The sequence below is a fragment of the Herbiconiux sp. FW305-C-125 genome (genome assembly GCF_058783455.1).
The window spans coordinates 1,326,467-1,340,786 of record NZ_JBYSYO010000001.1; the positions used below are offsets into that span (position 1 = coordinate 1,326,467).

At 72.5% G+C, this 14,320-nt stretch carries 15 protein-coding genes; 8 read left to right on the forward strand and 7 right to left on the reverse strand.

The features are described 5' to 3' along the window. Positions 1–15: 15 nt before the first annotated feature. The gene (locus AC3WLB_RS06815) at positions 16–840 is read right to left on the reverse strand and encodes an SDR family oxidoreductase (RefSeq protein ID WP_022898459.1); all 825 of its coding nucleotides are present in this window, start codon (positions 838–840) and stop codon (positions 16–18) included. Between the two features lie 93 nt (positions 841–933). On the opposite strand from AC3WLB_RS06815, the gene AC3WLB_RS06820 reads away from it, so the two are divergent. Beyond that, positions 934–2,208: a Bcr/CflA family efflux MFS transporter gene (locus tag AC3WLB_RS06820; RefSeq protein ID WP_492504441.1), complete on the forward strand. Its 1,275-nt coding sequence runs from the start codon at positions 934–936 to the stop codon at positions 2,206–2,208. On the opposite strand, the gene AC3WLB_RS06825 is transcribed toward AC3WLB_RS06820, so the two are convergent. After that, complete coding sequence (locus AC3WLB_RS06825; protein WP_492504443.1) at positions 2,115–2,813, reverse strand: TetR/AcrR family transcriptional regulator; 699 nt, start codon at positions 2,811–2,813, stop codon at positions 2,115–2,117. The two genes, AC3WLB_RS06820 and AC3WLB_RS06825, sit on opposite strands and share 94 nt — an antisense overlap. Before the next feature lie 81 nt (positions 2,814–2,894). Here AC3WLB_RS06825 and AC3WLB_RS06830 point away from each other — a divergent pair, with 81 nt between their 5' ends. Both AC3WLB_RS06830 and AC3WLB_RS06835 read left to right on the forward strand, forming a co-directional pair. Next, on the forward strand, positions 2,895–4,214 hold the full coding sequence (locus AC3WLB_RS06830) for a glycosyltransferase (protein WP_492504445.1): 1,320 nt from the start codon (positions 2,895–2,897) through the stop codon (positions 4,212–4,214). A 64-nt stretch (positions 4,215–4,278) separates the two neighbouring features. Further along, positions 4,279–4,470, forward strand: a complete 192-nt coding sequence (locus AC3WLB_RS06835; RefSeq protein WP_492504447.1) for a hypothetical protein — start codon at positions 4,279–4,281, stop codon at positions 4,468–4,470. A 27-nt stretch (positions 4,471–4,497) separates the two neighbouring features. Here the strand turns inward: AC3WLB_RS06835 and AC3WLB_RS06840 are convergent, their stop codons facing one another. From AC3WLB_RS06840 to AC3WLB_RS06855, 4 genes are read right to left on the reverse strand one after another with little or no spacing between them, the layout of a single operon-like run. Continuing rightward, positions 4,498–5,349, reverse strand: coding sequence for a PPK2 family polyphosphate kinase (locus tag AC3WLB_RS06840; protein WP_492504449.1), 852 nt, complete (start codon positions 5,347–5,349; stop codon positions 4,498–4,500). Then, on the reverse strand, positions 5,346–6,368 hold the full coding sequence (locus AC3WLB_RS06845) for a nitronate monooxygenase (protein ID WP_492504451.1): 1,023 nt from the start codon (positions 6,366–6,368) through the stop codon (positions 5,346–5,348). The genes AC3WLB_RS06840 and AC3WLB_RS06845 overlap by 4 nt, the downstream gene beginning before the upstream one ends. Before the next feature lie 45 nt (positions 6,369–6,413). Next, positions 6,414–6,878: a GNAT family N-acetyltransferase gene (locus AC3WLB_RS06850; RefSeq protein ID WP_492504453.1), complete on the reverse strand. Its 465-nt coding sequence runs from the start codon at positions 6,876–6,878 to the stop codon at positions 6,414–6,416. A gap of 24 nt (positions 6,879–6,902) precedes the next feature. Beyond that, complete coding sequence (locus tag AC3WLB_RS06855) at positions 6,903–8,303, reverse strand: amidohydrolase family protein (RefSeq protein ID WP_492504455.1); 1,401 nt, start codon at positions 8,301–8,303, stop codon at positions 6,903–6,905. A 151-nt stretch (positions 8,304–8,454) separates the two neighbouring features. On the opposite strand from AC3WLB_RS06855, the gene AC3WLB_RS06860 reads away from it, so the two are divergent. The 5 genes from AC3WLB_RS06860 to AC3WLB_RS06880 all read left to right on the forward strand — a co-directional run bounded on the left by AC3WLB_RS06860 (position 8,455) and on the right by AC3WLB_RS06880 (position 13,593). Continuing rightward, positions 8,455–9,141, forward strand: a complete 687-nt coding sequence (locus tag AC3WLB_RS06860; protein ID WP_492504457.1) for a histidine phosphatase family protein — start codon at positions 8,455–8,457, stop codon at positions 9,139–9,141. 102 nt (positions 9,142–9,243) lie between these two features. Then, positions 9,244–10,446 carry an acyl-CoA dehydrogenase family protein gene (locus tag AC3WLB_RS06865; RefSeq protein ID WP_492504459.1) on the forward strand — a complete coding sequence of 401 codons (1,203 nt, stop codon included), beginning with the start codon at positions 9,244–9,246 and terminating at the stop codon, positions 10,444–10,446. A 99-nt stretch (positions 10,447–10,545) separates the two neighbouring features. Then, positions 10,546–10,785, forward strand: coding sequence for a hypothetical protein (locus tag AC3WLB_RS06870; RefSeq protein WP_492504461.1), 240 nt, complete (start codon positions 10,546–10,548; stop codon positions 10,783–10,785). A 727-nt stretch (positions 10,786–11,512) separates the two neighbouring features. Next, entirely contained in the window at positions 11,513–12,172 is a 660-nt protein-coding gene (locus tag AC3WLB_RS06875) for an alpha/beta hydrolase (RefSeq protein WP_492504463.1), read from the forward strand. 269 nt (positions 12,173–12,441) lie between these two features. Continuing rightward, a complete protein-coding gene (locus tag AC3WLB_RS06880) occupies positions 12,442–13,593 on the forward strand; it encodes a VIT1/CCC1 transporter family protein (protein WP_492504465.1) in 1,152 nt (383 codons plus the stop codon). A gap of 109 nt (positions 13,594–13,702) precedes the next feature. Here the strand turns inward: AC3WLB_RS06880 and AC3WLB_RS06885 are convergent, their stop codons facing one another. Continuing rightward, a complete protein-coding gene (locus tag AC3WLB_RS06885) occupies positions 13,703–14,278 on the reverse strand; it encodes a 1,2-dihydroxy-3-keto-5-methylthiopentene dioxygenase (protein WP_492504467.1) in 576 nt (191 codons plus the stop codon). Between the last annotated feature and the right edge of the window lie 42 nt (positions 14,279–14,320).

Sequence of the window (14,320 nt, forward strand, 5' to 3'; positions counted from 1 at the left end):
GCCGCGGCCGGTGGGTCAGCCCTGGGCGAGCTCCGAGACGTCGCTCCAGGCCTCCCACTCCGCGATGCGCGACGCGTAGTCCGCCTTCGCGATGCCGAGCGGGGCGGTGCCGAAGAACACCCGCAGCGGCGGCTTCTCGGCATCGACGATGCGCAGCAGGGCGGCGGCCGACGCGGCCGGGTCGCCGGGCGTCGACACCCGCGTGGCCCTGGCCGCCGCCGCGGCCGCGTGCACCTCTTCGTAGTCGGGCAACGGCGCGGCGGTCTTCGCCGACGCTCCGCCCCAATCGGTGCTGAACCCGCCCGGCTCCACGAGCGTCACATGGATGCCGAACGACGCGACCTCCTGAGCGAGCGCCTGCGAGATGCCCTCGAGCGCCCACTTCGATCCGTTGTAGATGCCGATGTTCGAGAACGCCGAGATGCCGCCGATCGACGACACCTGGATGATGTGCCCGCTCTGCTGTTCGCGCAGGAACGGCAGCGCCGCCTGGGTCACCCACAGCGCACCGAACACGTTGGTCTCGAACTGGTCGCGCGCCTCCTGCTCGCTGAGCTCCTCGATGAAGCCGAACTGCCCGTACCCGGCGTTGTTCACGACGACGTCGAGGCGCCCGAAGTAGTTGAACGCCTCGGTCACGGCCGCGAAGTCCGCCTCGCGGTCGGTGACGTCGAGCTGGAGCGGCAGGATGCGATCGCCGAACCGGTCGACGAGCGGCGCGAGTGTCGCCGTGTCGCGGGCGGTCGCCGCGACGCTGTCGCCGCGTTCGAGAGCGGCGGTCGCCCACTCGTGACCGAACCCGCGCGATGCACCGGTGATGAACCAAACCTTCTGAGCCATGATGGTCCCTTCTCTCGGGAAGTCGAACTCCGCAGCGGCCCGGGAACTTCCCGCCTGCGCACTACACTGTGGCCGGGGAAGCGGGAGGGTGCAATGGCCGGTCAGGCAGCAGACGCTGGGGCGAGCACGGGCACCGGCAGCTCGAGCACCGCCCGCCGCGGTCCGAACCGCCGCCTGCTCATCGCCATACTCCTCGGCGTCATCCCCCTCAGTCAGTTCCCCATCGACGTCTACACGCCCGCGATCCCCGACATGATCCGCGAGTTCGGCGCATCCGCCACTCTCGTGCAGAACTCGGTCTCGGCCTACGTGCTGGGGATGAGCCTCGGCCTGCTGCCCGTCGGCATCATCGCGGATGCGCGTGGCCGCAAGCCGACGCTGCTCACCTGTCTGGTGCTCCTCGTCGTCGCGAGCCTCGCCATCGCGGTCACGACCGACATCTGGCTCCTGCTCGTGCTGCGTTTCGTGCAGGGGCTCGGTGCCTGCGCCTGCATGGTGGTGGTGTACGCGATCGCCGCCGACACCCATCGCGGCCGGGAGCTGACCGCGCTCTCGGGCTGGCTCGGCGCATCCTGGGGGCTGGCGCCGGTGATCGCACCCGCCATCGGCGGGGTGCTCGTGCAATTCGTGAGCTGGCGCGGCATCTTCGTGCTCATCGCGGCACTCGCCGCCGTCGCCCTGCTCGTGGTGTGGCGGCTGCTGCCCGAGACGCTGGCGGCCGACAAGGCGGAGCCCATCCGCCCACGGCTCATCGCCCGCGTGCTCGGCACGACCCTCCGCCGCAAGCTCTTCGTGGGCCTCACCCTCGTGTTCGCGGTGTTCGCGAGCGCGCAGCTGCTCTTCGGCGTGGTGGCGCCGCTGCTCTACGAGACGCAGCTCGGGCTGCCGCCCGCCGCGTACGGCGTCATCGCCCTCGTCGTGGGTGCCGCGAACCTCGGCGGCGAACTCGCGACCGGCTCACTCGCCACCCGCCTGTCGTCACGCACCCTCGGCTTCGCCGCGCTCAGCTCGTTCACCATCGGGGCCGTGGTGCTCGCGGTGAGCGGGTTCACGGTCGGCGCCGACCTCGTGCTCATCACGGTCGGCGGCGTGTTCGTGATGCTCGGCTGCGGCGCGCTCTGCCCGCTCGCGTACGGCTTGGCGCTCGGTCTGTTCGAACGCAACCTCGGCCTCATCGGCGGGCTCACGAGCGCCGTCTGCTACCTCTTCGTGGCCGTCACGATGGCCGCCGCCGCCACGCTGCCCGACGACAGCCAGGCGCCACTCGGGGCGGTCTACGTGGGCTGCGCCGTGCTGGGCGGAGTGCTGCTGGCGCTGTGCCTGCCGAGCACCAGGCGCTCGACCGCCTCGCGCAGCCAGGCTTCGTAGCGCTTCATGCTCCACCCCGACTGGGTGACGAGCTGCTCATGACTCTCGGGCGACACGAGGAACGAGAGGATGTCGGCGAGTTCCCGTCGCTCGCTGTCGCCGAGGCCGGCCGGGAGCATCCCGCGCCGCTCGAACTCGGCCACCGACGCGAGGAAGTCGCGGCGGCGCCGCTGGAGCAGATCGGCCAGCTCGGCCTCGACCAGCGGATCCGACGACGCGGCGCTCAGGAAACCCGCCCACAAGCCGCTGGTGCGGCGGTTCGCCTCGGCGACGAAGTGCACGTAGCCCGGCAGCAGGGCGTCGTCGTCGAGCGCGGTCAGCTCGCGCCCGACATCGCGGTCGGCGATCGACTCGCGGCCCTCGCTGCCGGCGAAGGCCTGCTCGAAGGCGCCGAGCAGCAGGGCGCGCTTCGGGCCGTTCAGCTTCACGGTCTCGACCGAGACCCCGGCCTCCCCCGCGATGTCCGCGAGCGAGGTGCCGGCGTAGCCCGAGCGCGCGAAGCACGCCGCGGCCGCGTCGAGGATGCGTTGCCGCGTGTTGGCCGCCTGCTCGGCACGGAGCGCCGAGTGGTAACTGCGCACCGCGGATGTCCTGCTGTCCGGCATATTGACTTTCCTAACGGGGTAGTGAATACTTCTGGAGTATAGCCAAGCTTAACCCCTCGTCCCCTACGCGAAGGCCCACCGATGTCCTCTCTCCTCATCTGCAGCACGCCGGTGCACGGTCACGTCACCCCGCTCCTCGCGGTCGCCCGCCACCTCGTCGCGAGTGGCCACCGCGTGCGCTTCCTCACCGGAGCGCGCTACCAGGCCGCCGTCGAGGCGACCGGTGCCACCTTCCTGCCGCTGCCCGCCGAGGCCGACTACGACGACACCGACATGGATGCCGCGTTCCCCGGTCGCGTCGGCCTCAAGGGCCCTGCAGGCATCCGCTACGACCTCGGCACCATCTTCCTCGCCCCGGCGCCGGCACAGCTGACCGCGGTCGACGCCGCGCTCGCCGCCGAGCCCACCGACGCCGTGCTGGTGGAGTCGCTCTTCATGGGCGCACTGCTGCTGCTCACCCGGCCCGGCACGGCCCGCCCCCCGGTCGTCAACCTCGGCATCGTGCCGCTCGGTGTCGACAGCGTCGACACGGCTCCCTTCGGTCTCGGCAAGCCGCCGCTGCCCGGCTGGCGCGGACGCGTGCGCAACCGGATGCTCAAGACGGCCGCCGAGAAGGGCATCTTCCGCCCGTTGCAGCTGCAGGCCGAGCGGATGATCCGCGAGACCACCGGCGGCGAACTGCACACCTTCTTCATGGGTACGGCGGCGCTGGCCGATGCGATCGTGCAGTTCACCGTTCCGTCGTTCGAGTACCCGCGGAGCGACCTGCCGAGCACCGTGCATTTCGTCGGTCCGGTCTCCCGCACCGCACCGTCGACGACTCCGCTGCCCGAGTGGTGGGGCGAGCTCGCCGGGCCGCGTCCGGTGGTGCACGTGACCCAGGGCACGGTGGCGAACAAGAACTACGACGAACTCATCGCTCCGGCGCTGCAGGGGCTCGCCGGGCTCGACGCACTGGTCGTCGTCTCGACCGGGGGCCGACCGGTCGAGACCCTCCCGCATCCGCTGCCCGCCAACGTTCGGGCGGCCTCCTACCTGCCGTACGACCGGCTGCTCCCGCTGACGGATGCCTATGTCACGAACGGCGGCTACGGCGGCGTGCACTACGCGATGGAACACGGGGTGCCGCTTGTCGTGGCGGGCCTCACCGAGGACAAGGTCGAGGTGACCGCGCGCGTGGCCTGGGCCGGGGTGGGCGTGAACCTCGCGACGAACGCGCCGACGCCCGAGCGCATCCGTGCCGCCGTAGAGCGGGTGCTGACCGAGCCCCGCTACCGCGAGGCGAGCGCCCGCATCGGCGCCGACATCGCGGCCTCCCCCGGCCTCGCCGGCCTCGACGACGTGCTCGCCACCCTCACCGCCACCCCACCCCGCTCCCGCTCGGGTTCCCGCGCGCGGTGACGTGGTCGCGGAGCGCCCGTAGATTGGACGGGTACGCAACCATCGCACACTCCAGGGGGATTCCGTGAGTACCGTCGACGACCTCAAGCAGGTTCTGGCCCAAGCCGACCTCGCCATGAACGAGTCCAAGCGCAGCGCCATGCTGCACCGCCTCAACGTCGACCCGCGCTGGGAGATCGCCGACCGCAACTTCGCCGCCATCGGCGAGGCGCTGCAACTGCTCGCCGAGCGCATCGACGCGCTCGAGAGCCGCTAGCACAGGTCGCTCGCTCGCTCGCGCCGCTCAGGTCGCGAGCAACCGGGCGCGCTGCTCGGCGACGTCGTAGTCGGCGGCCGGCCAGCCGAGGTCGAGGGCTCGCAGGGCCTCGTCGAGCAGCTGCTGCACCGCGAGCGCCGAGTACCACTTGCGGTCGGCCGGCACCACGTGCCACGGCGCGTGCGACGTGCTGGTCGCCGTGAGCGCCACCTCGTAGGCGTCCTGGAACAGCGGCCACAGCGCACGGTCGTCCACGTCGCCCGGATTGAACTTCCAGTGCTTGTCCGACCGCTCCAGCCGCCGCAGCAACCGGTTCTTCTGCTCGTCTCGCCCGAGGTGCAGCATCACTTTGAGCACCGTCGTGCCGCCCTCCACCAGCCGGCGCTCGAACTCGTTGATCTCGGCGTACCGCATCGTCAGCTCCTCCGAGGTGATGAGCTCGTGCACGCGCGGCACCAGCACGTCCTCGTAGTGCGAGCGGTCGAAGATGCCGATGTGCCCGGGCGGCGGCAGCTCCTTCTCCACCCGCCAGAGAAACGGATGCGCCAGCTCCTCCTCCGTCGGCTTCTTGAACGCGTGATGAGTGATGCCCTGCGGGTCCATCGACCCCGCCACCCGCTTCACCGTGCCGCCCTTGCCCGCGGTGTCCATGCCCTGCAGCACGATCAGCACCGAACGCTTGCCGCCGGACAGGCTGGCGGCGAAGAGCTGCTCCTGCAGCGTCGCGAGCGAGCGGCTGGTGCCGTCGAAGAGCTCCTCCCCCGCATCCTTGTCGAGCACGCCCGGGGTGGCCCCGGTGTCGATGGCTGCCAGGTCGATCGGCCCGTCGACGCGGAGGCGCTTGCTCCAGTCCGCCGCGCGGGCTCCGTGCTTCGTCATTCGATCTCCTTCGCGAGGTGCCGCACGATCTCGGCTGCGGTGCCCGAGCGGATGTCCCGCCACGCCGCACCGGCCCAGACGTTCGTTCCGTCGGGGTCGCCGGCCGCGCCGGAGGTGGCGCGCAGCGGCCCGGTGAGCTGGTTGACCTCGGGGTAGCCGAGGGGCGCGGTGGCGTCGTGCCGCCGCACGAAGTCGTTGACGAGTGCGCGCGCGGGCCGGCCCGAGAAGGCGTGGGTGACGATGGTCTCGGTGAATCCGGGCGCCACGAGCGCTTGCCGCTGCACCGCGCTCGTGCCGGCCTCGGTGGCCAGCAGGAACGCCGTGCCGGCCTGCACGGCCACGGCCCCGTGCGCCAGCGCTCGCGCCACGGCCGCCGGGGTGGTGAGCCCGCCCGCGGCGACCAGCGGCGCATCCGTGTGGTGCCGGATGCGGCCGAACAGCGTCTCGAGATCGTCGGCCGGCGGAGGGGCCGCCGGATCGAAGGTGCCGCGGTGCCCGCCGGCCAGCGGGCCCTGCACCACGAGCGCCGGTGCTCCGGCCGCGAGCGCGGCCTTCGCCTCGGCGAGGGAGGTGACGGTGACCAGCACGAGCACGTCGGCGTCGCCGAGCCGTGCCACGGTCTCGGCGTCGGGCGTGCCGAAGGTGAACGATGCGACCGCGGGGCGCAGCTCGAACAGCACGTCGAGTTTGGCGGCCCAGTCGTCGTCATCCGGATGCGGTGTGCCGGGTTCGACGCCGAGCCGCCGGGCGTCGGGCGCGAGTTCGGCGGCGTAGGCGGCGAGCGCGGCGGGGTCGGCCACCGACGGCTGCGGCACGAAGAGGTTGACGCCGAAGGGCTGCCCGGTGATGAGCCGGGTGTGGTGGATCTGCTCCGCCAGCGCCTCGGCGCTGCGGTATCCCCCTGCGAGAAAGCCGAGCCCGCCCGCGTTGCTCACCGCGCCCGCGAGCTCCGGCGTGGACGGGCCGCCCGCCATGGGCGCCTGCACCACCGGAACACGGAGGGAACGCAACTCGAACATCGCCCTCACCCTACTCGCGACCGTCGCCCGGGTGCCCTCGCCGGCTCAGAGCGGCTTGGCCATGTTGATGGCGGTGGTCTCGTAGCCGAGCGAGGTGTAGAGGTTCTGGGCGACGGTGTTGTGGCCGAACACGTTGAGCCCGAGCCGGCGGGCGCCGTGGTCACGGGCCGCCTCCTCGGCCAGCAGCATCGCCGCGCGGCCGAGCCCACGGCCGCGGTGCTCGGCCGCGATCTCGACGTCGAACACCCACCAGTCGTGCGGATGCCGCGGCGACATCGGCCCGAGCCAGAGCACGCCGACCGGCTCATCGTCGGCGAGCACGTCGAAGACGAGCTGGCCGGCGGCCGGCACGCCGCCGGGGAAGTACTGCGCGTTCGACTCGGCCGCGCGCTCCTCGGCGTACTCGGGTGAGTCGCCGGCGGCGATCCGCTCCCGCACGTACTCGGCGTTCGATGCGGCCAGCCAGCTCGCGAGCGCATCCTCGGGCATCGGTCGGAGTGTCACAGCCATGCGCCAACGGTAGTGCGCAGGCGCCTACCAGGCCAGGCGCGAGGTGCTGCGCTCGGCGGCGCGGGCCGCGACGGCGCGCACGCGGGCGTGCAGTTCGCGCGAGGCGTCGGCGGCGAGCGGATGCGTGCTCACCCCGTCGCGCGCCACCAGCTCGCCGCCCACGTACACCTCCTTGAGGTTGCGCAGGCTCATCGCGAAGGCGTAGTGCGCGTACACGTCCCACACCGGCCCGGTGTCGGGTCTGGCGGGGTCGACCACCAGGAAGTCGGCGGCCTTGCCGACCTCGAGCGACCCGATCCGGTCGGCCACGCCGAGCGCCTCCGCAGAACCGAGGGTGTGCATCCGCAGCATCTCGCGGGGCATCAGCACCCCGGCGTCCTCGCTGACGGCGCGCTGGGTGTACACGCCGATGCGCACGTTCTGGAACGGGTCGGACACATCCGTGCACGACTGGTCGTCGAGCCCGACACCGATCGGCATGCCGAGCTCCCGATAGCGCGGAATGTCCGCCACCCCCGAACCGAGTCGCCCGTTCGAGGTGGGCTGCCACACCATCCCGGCACCCGCGGCGGCGGCGACGCGTGACATGAAGACATCCGGATGCACGAAGTGCCCGAACAGGAAGCCCGGCCGCAGCGCTCCCGCCTCCTGGTACCAGCGGAACTTCTCCCGCTGCTGATCGAGCGCCTCGCCGGTCTCGAGGAAGTGCGCCTGGTTGCCGATGCCGTGCGCATCCATCGCCCGTACCTCGTCGATCGCGGCCTGGGCGGTCGCCGACCACTGCACGGCCCCGAACACGGAGGCGCCGAGGTTCAGCGGCCCCGGAACGCTCGCCTCGAGGTGCTCGACGGCGCGGGCGAACACCTCGAAGGCCTGCTCGGCAGGCTGGAACTCGCTGTCGAGCCGGATGGCGTTCATCGTGCGCAGCCCGGCGTCGCGTGCGGCGTCGATCTGCCGGAACAGGTACTCCTCCGGCCGTACGTCGTAGATCTCGCGGGTGTCGGTGGCCGCGTCGTACCGGCCGACGATGCGGGAGTCGGTGAAGTTGTAGGCGCTCGTCACCCCGTTGCCGAGGAAGTCGAGGCAGCCGTGCAAGGTGAACCAATAGATGTCGTCGGCGTCGGCGCCCGAGATGAAGGCGCTCTGCTCGCCCACCCAGCCGTACAGCGGCTCGCCCGGGGTCATGCCGCGCATTCCCGAGGTGAAGAGGTGGCTGTGCGCCGACACGAACCCGGGAGCGACGAAGGCGCCGTGGGCGTCGAGCACCCGGGTGCCCGTGGGCTGGGCCGGCGGTTCGCCCGCGCCGAGGCCCGCGATGTGCCCGTCGGCATCGACGCTCAGCCAGCCGCGGAACCAGTCGCTGCCATCGGCGAGTGGGATGATCACCGCGTCGACGACGGTGAGGGGCAGCTGCGGATCGGTCATGGCGCCATCCTCCCCGGCGCAGGTTGCGGCGACGTTTCGTGCGATCGCCGTTCGGGTTTCGGATGCCCGGGGCAGCCGGCGGGCCTCCGGCTCGCGGCGGCTATCCTGAACGGGGCCTGCCCGGCCCCACTTCCACCCGGTGAGGAACCCCATGACCGTTTCTGACGAACCCCGTTCCGGCGCTCCGTTCGAGGTGCCTGGCGCCATCGTGGCCGCCCAGCCGGCGGCGGTGCCGGCCCCGCGCATCGTGCTGGTGCGGCACGGGGAGACGGAGTGGAGCCTCACCGGGCAGCACACCGGGCGCACCGACATCCCGCTCACGCCGAACGGCGAGGAGCAGGCACTGGCCGTGGGGCGGGTGCTGGCCGGTCAGACCTTCGGGCTGGTGCTGACGAGCCCGCGGCAGCGCGCCGTGCGCACGGCCGACATCGCCGGTTTCGGCGCCGGCGCGGTCATCGACCCCGACCTGGCCGAGTGGGACTACGGCGCCTACGAGGGCCTCACCAGCGCCCAGATCACCGAGCGCTTCGGTGAGCCGTGGAACCTCTGGGAAGACGGCGTCGAACCGGATGCGGAGGGCAACGGCGAGCAGGCCGCCGACCTCCTGCGCCGCAACACGGCGGTGATCGAACGGCTCCGCCCGACTCTCAACGCGGGCCAGGACGTGCTGCTGTTCTCGCACGGCCACTACCTGCGCACCTTGGCCGCGACCTGGATGGGCCTGCCGATCCGGGCCGGCGAGCTCGTCGTGCTCGACACCGCCTCCATCAGCGTGCTGGGCTTCGAGCACGGCAACCAGGTGATGCGTATGTGGAACCGCACCCCCTGGGCCGAGTGACCCGGCGGGCTGCAGCCGCCGATTCCACTCGGCCGCAGTGAGGGAGGCATAGTGGTATCGGCCCGGAGCCCTCGGCCGCCGTCACATCACCTGGAGAACACCGTGCCCGAAGACGTCCCCGCCGTCATCACCTCGCCCGACGCCGCCGTCGACGCTCTCGCCGGACTGGCTGAGGGCTTCCGGCACGTGGCCGCCGAACGCGATCGCCAGGGCACCGCGCCGTTCGCCGAGGTCGCCGAGCTGCGGGCCACGGGCATCCTGCCGGCCCTCGTCTCGCGGGAGTTCGGCGGCGGCGGCCTCGACTGGCGCACCGTCTTCACAGCTCTGCGGCCGGTCATCCGCGCCGACGCGGGGCTCGGCCACGTCTTCGCCTACCACTTCGTGAACTCCTGGCGGCTGCAGCTGAACGAGAACCAGGCCGCCATCGACGAGCTGCAGCGCGGGCTCGCCGCCCACCACTGGTTCTGGGGCGGCGCCGGCAACCCGCGCGACGCCGGCCTCGAACTCACCCCGGTCGAAGGCGGGTTCACGGTCTCGGGCCGCAAGTTCTTCGCCACCGGCGCCCAGGTGGCCGAGCGCATCACCGCCAGCGGCACCCGCGTCGACACGGGCGAGAAGCTCGCCATCATCATCGACGCCACCCAGCCGGGCGTCGTGCACCACGACGACTGGGACAACATCGGGCAGCGGCTCTCCGCATCCGGGTCGGTGTCGTTCGACGGCGCCTGGGTTCCGGATGCGCACGTGCTCGGTCTCGGCGAGCAGTCAGGCCCGCGCTACCGGCCGTTCGCGTCGCTGTCGATCCTGTTGTTCCAGCTGGCACTCGACCACATCCACGTCGGTCTCGCCGAGGGCGCGCTGTCCGTCGCCGCCGACTACGTGCGCACGACCACGAAGCCGTGGTCGACCAGCGGTGTCGAGCGTGCGGTCGACGACCCGTACATCCGGGAGCTCATCGGCGACCTCACCGCCGCCACCCGCGCCGCCGACGCGCTCACCTGGCGCGCCACCGACGCCCTCACCGAGGCGGCGTCGCGGGGCTGGTCGCTGACGGATGCGGAGCGCGGCGAGGTCGCCGTGGAGATCGCCGCGGCGAAAGTGGTGTCGACGCGGACGGTGCTGGATGTCACATCGCGCCTGTTCGAGCTCACCGGCGCCCGCGCCACCGGCACGTCGTACGGCTTCGACCGGTTCTGGCGGAACGCCCGCACCATCACCCTCCACGACCCGGTGGCCTACAAGTCGCAGGAGGTGGGCGACCACGCGCTGCAGGGGCTGTTCCCCACCCCGTCGGGGTACAGCTAGCCGTCGCCCCGGGCCGCTGACGCGGGCCTTCCGTCGCGGGCGGGAACGTGGTGGGCTTGAGCCAGCGCGCCGCGGGTGCGGCCGCAGACGAGGAGCATGATGAGCGACGACAGGAACGGACCCCCGCGATTCGACGAGGGCGACGACATCGTGACGAACGACGCCGTTGCGGGCGAGACCGTCTGGGGCGGCGCCGGCGAGGGCAACGACGGGCCCACCGGCGGGTCGCCCAAGGAGGCGGAGGCCGACTGGAAGCACTACGCACCCGACCGCGAGGGCCCCGACGAGTCCCAGCCCTTCGGCGACAAGACGCCGGACGACCTGCGGGATAGTTTGTAGCTGCCTCGGGGCCCGTGCTTCGCGCGGGCTCCTCGGGCGTCGCCGGTCCCTGCCCGGCGCCGCGCGACATGTGCGGGTGCGGTCGCTCCGCGGCCGCGCCCGCACCCTGGGTCGTCGAGTACGGCCCGTAGCGTTCGCCCCCGAGCCCCCCGCGCCACCCCAGCCCACCACCCCAGTGCGTCCCTGTAGCGTTCGTCCCCCCTCCCAGTGCCGCACGCGCGGCAGCGCTCCACCGCAGCGCGTCCCTGTTCCTTTCGCACCGACCTCTTCTGCGCCGCGCCGGCCACCCCCACTCCCGCGCCCCAACCCCCGCCCCCACCTGCGCCGCCGTCGCCACACGCCCACCCCCACCCGCGCCGCAATCCCCACCACCACCTGCCCCACCGTCGCCACACGCCCCCTCCCGCGCCCCAATCGCCACCCTGCGCCGCCGTCGCCACTCACGCGCGCCGCAATCCCCGCCCCGACCTGCGCCGCCATCGCCACCCACCCCCACTCCCGCGCCCCAACCGCCACCACCACCTGCGCCGACGTCGCAACTCGCTCACCCCCCTCTCGCGCCGCGCCATCCCAGGCACTCCCGGGCCGGGGGCGGAGCGACGGTGTTTTGGGGCGGAGGACGGTAACGACGGAGTGTGCGTCCGGCGTTCGGCGCGGACTCCGTCGTTGGGGATGCGGACGGGCGTGAGCGGGACGGGCGAGAGGCGGGGGGCGGTAGGGTGGCGGGGTGACTGAGGGTGTGGTTCTGGTGCTGCCGGGGGGCGGGTACGGGGTGTTGGCGCCGCATGAGGCCGAGCCTGTGGCCGAGTGGCTCGAGGGGCTGGGGTGGGGGGCGCGGGTCATCCGCTACCCGGTGTCGACGCGGCATCCGGCTCCGCTCGAGACGGTGCAGGCCGCCGTCGCCGCCGAGCGTGCGGCGGGCGCATCCGTCGTCGGCGTGCTGGGGTTCTCGGCCGGTGGGCACCTCGCCGGGCACACGGCGCTGACGCCTGATGCCCCCGAGGGCAGCCGGCCCGATTTCGCGGTGCTCTGCTACCCCGTCGTGTCGATGCTCACGCCGACTCACGCCGGCTCGCAGCTGAATCTGCTCGGGCCCGAACCCACCGACGAGCTCCGCCGGCAGACCTCGCTCGAGCGGCTCGTGACGCCGGATTCGCCGCCCGTCTTCCTCTGGGCGACCGCAGACGACGAGCCGGTGCCGGTCGACGAGCACACCTACCCGCTCGCCCAGGCCCTCGCCACGGCGGGCGTGCCGCACGAGGTGCACGTGTTCGAGTCGGGCGAGCACGGCCTGGGGCTCGCTCCCGGGCATCCGGCCGCCGCCTGGACTGGCCTCTGCGCCACCTGGCTCGACCGCCGGCGCCCTGCCTGCCGCCCCACCGCCTGAGCGCGTTTCGGCGCCTCGAAATACTGGGAGTCGCGGCTCCGAGCCCCGGATGCGGCCCGGCGCCTGCCACAATGGAGGCACCGAAGGGGAGTAGTTCCAGCGCCCGCGCCCTCGCGCGAGCAGCGGACCTGTCGACACACTGGCCATCACGACGATCGGCCCGGCAATCCACCGCGGCGCCCGCAGCCGGCGCGGCTCGCGGCGAACGAGACCTTCGATCGACACCGCGAGGCGCCCGTGCGCCGCGCCGACCGCCGATTCGGAGACTCATGACCGCATCATCCGCGCCAGCCGCGACCCCCGCATCCGCCGCCACGCCCGCCGAGTTGCGCCGCTGGCGGCAGTACCTCGCCGACGAACGCGCGGAGGCGCAGGTCTATCGCGAGCTCGCCCAGCGCCGCACGGGAACCGAGCGGGAGATCCTCGAGGCGCTGGCCGAGGCCGAGGGGCGGCACGAGAGCCACTGGGTCGAACTGCTCGGCGACGAGGTGGGCAAACCGCGCCGGGCCGACGTGCGCACCCGGCTGCTCGCGGTGCTCGCGAAGCGCTTCGGCTCGGTGTTCGTGCTCGCCCTGATGCAGCGCGCCGAGGCCCGCTCCCCCTACGAGACGGATGCCGACGCCACCCCCGCGATGGCCGCCGACGAACGCATCCACGGCGAGGTCGTGCGCGCACTCGCCGCCCGCGGCCGCAGCCGCCTCTCGGGCACCTTCCGCGCCGCCGTGTTCGGCGCCAACGACGGACTGGTCTCGAACCTCGCCCTCGTGCTCGGCATCGGCGCGACCGGTGTTGCGCCCTCGGTCGTGCTGGCGACGGGCATCGCGGGACTCCTCGCGGGCGCCCTGTCGATGGGAGCCGGCGAGTTCGTGTCGGTGCGGTCGCAACGGGAGCTGCTCGCCGCATCCACCCCCGATCCGCAGGCGCACACCGCCGTGCCACGACTCGACGTCGACGCCAACGAACTGGCCCTCGTGTATCGCGCGCGGGGCATGAGCGAGCAGGAGGCGCTGGCGAAGGCCGCCGACGTGTTCGGCGGGCTGACCACGACGACGGCGGCCATCCGCGTGCAACGCGTCGGCGACGCCGGCATCACCGCCCCTGAGATCTCGGGCGGAGCGGATGCGGGTGACGAGCACGAAGCGATCGGCACCGCTTGGCAGGCGGCCCTGTCGTCGTTCTGCTTCTTCGCGTCGGGGGCGATCATCCCGGTGCTGCCGTACCTGTTCGGGCTCACCGGGTTCGCCGCGGTCGCGCTCTCGGCCGGCCTCGTGGGGCTCGCGCTCCTCGGCACCGGCGCGGTGGTGGGGCTGCTCTCGGGCGGGCCGCCGCTGCGCCGCGCCCTGCGTCAGCTCGCGATCGGCTTCGGCGCCGCCGCCGTCACGTACTTGCTGGGGCTGCTCTTCGGCGCCTCGGTCGGGTAGGCGCGGCGAGCATCCGGCGCTCTGCCCTGCGGCGCTGGGCGGGTGCGCGGGGCGAGGCGGATGCGCGGGGTGACGCGGATGCGCGGGGCGGGCGGATGCGCGGGGCGGGTCAGGCCGGGACGGCGGCCAGCTCGTCGTAGGTGGCGAAGCGGGTGGCGACGTCGCTGCCGGTGAAGTTGCCCACCCAGCCGTCGTCGTCGTGGAAGAAGCGCACCGACACGTAGTCGGGGTTCGTGCCCATGTCGAACCAGTGGGTGGTGTCTTTCGGCACCGAGAGCAGGTCGCCCGCCTCGCAGAACACCGCGTGCACCTTGCCGTTCACGTGCAGGTAGAACACGCCGGAGCCGCGCGCGAAGAAGCGGTCCTCGTCGTCATCGTGCTGGTGCTCGCTGAGGAACTTCTGGCGCGCGGCGGCGGCGTTCGACCGGTACTCGTCGCTGTCGTCGGGCGTGATCGACACGACGTCGACGAGGCTGTAGCCGTGCTCGGCGTTGACCTGGTCGATCTCGGCGCGGTAGGCCTCGAGCACCTCCTCCTGGGTGGGCTCGGCCGACAACTCCTTGAGCTCCCAGCGGCTGAAGCGTGCGCCGAGGCCGGCGAGCACCTCGCGGATGGTGTCGGCATCCCGGGTCTGCAGCTCGGGGGCCTGGGGGTCGGAGTCGTTCCACACGGTGAGCAGGGTCATGCCCCCATGCTAAGCCTCCTCTCCTGCACAATTCCGCCCGTG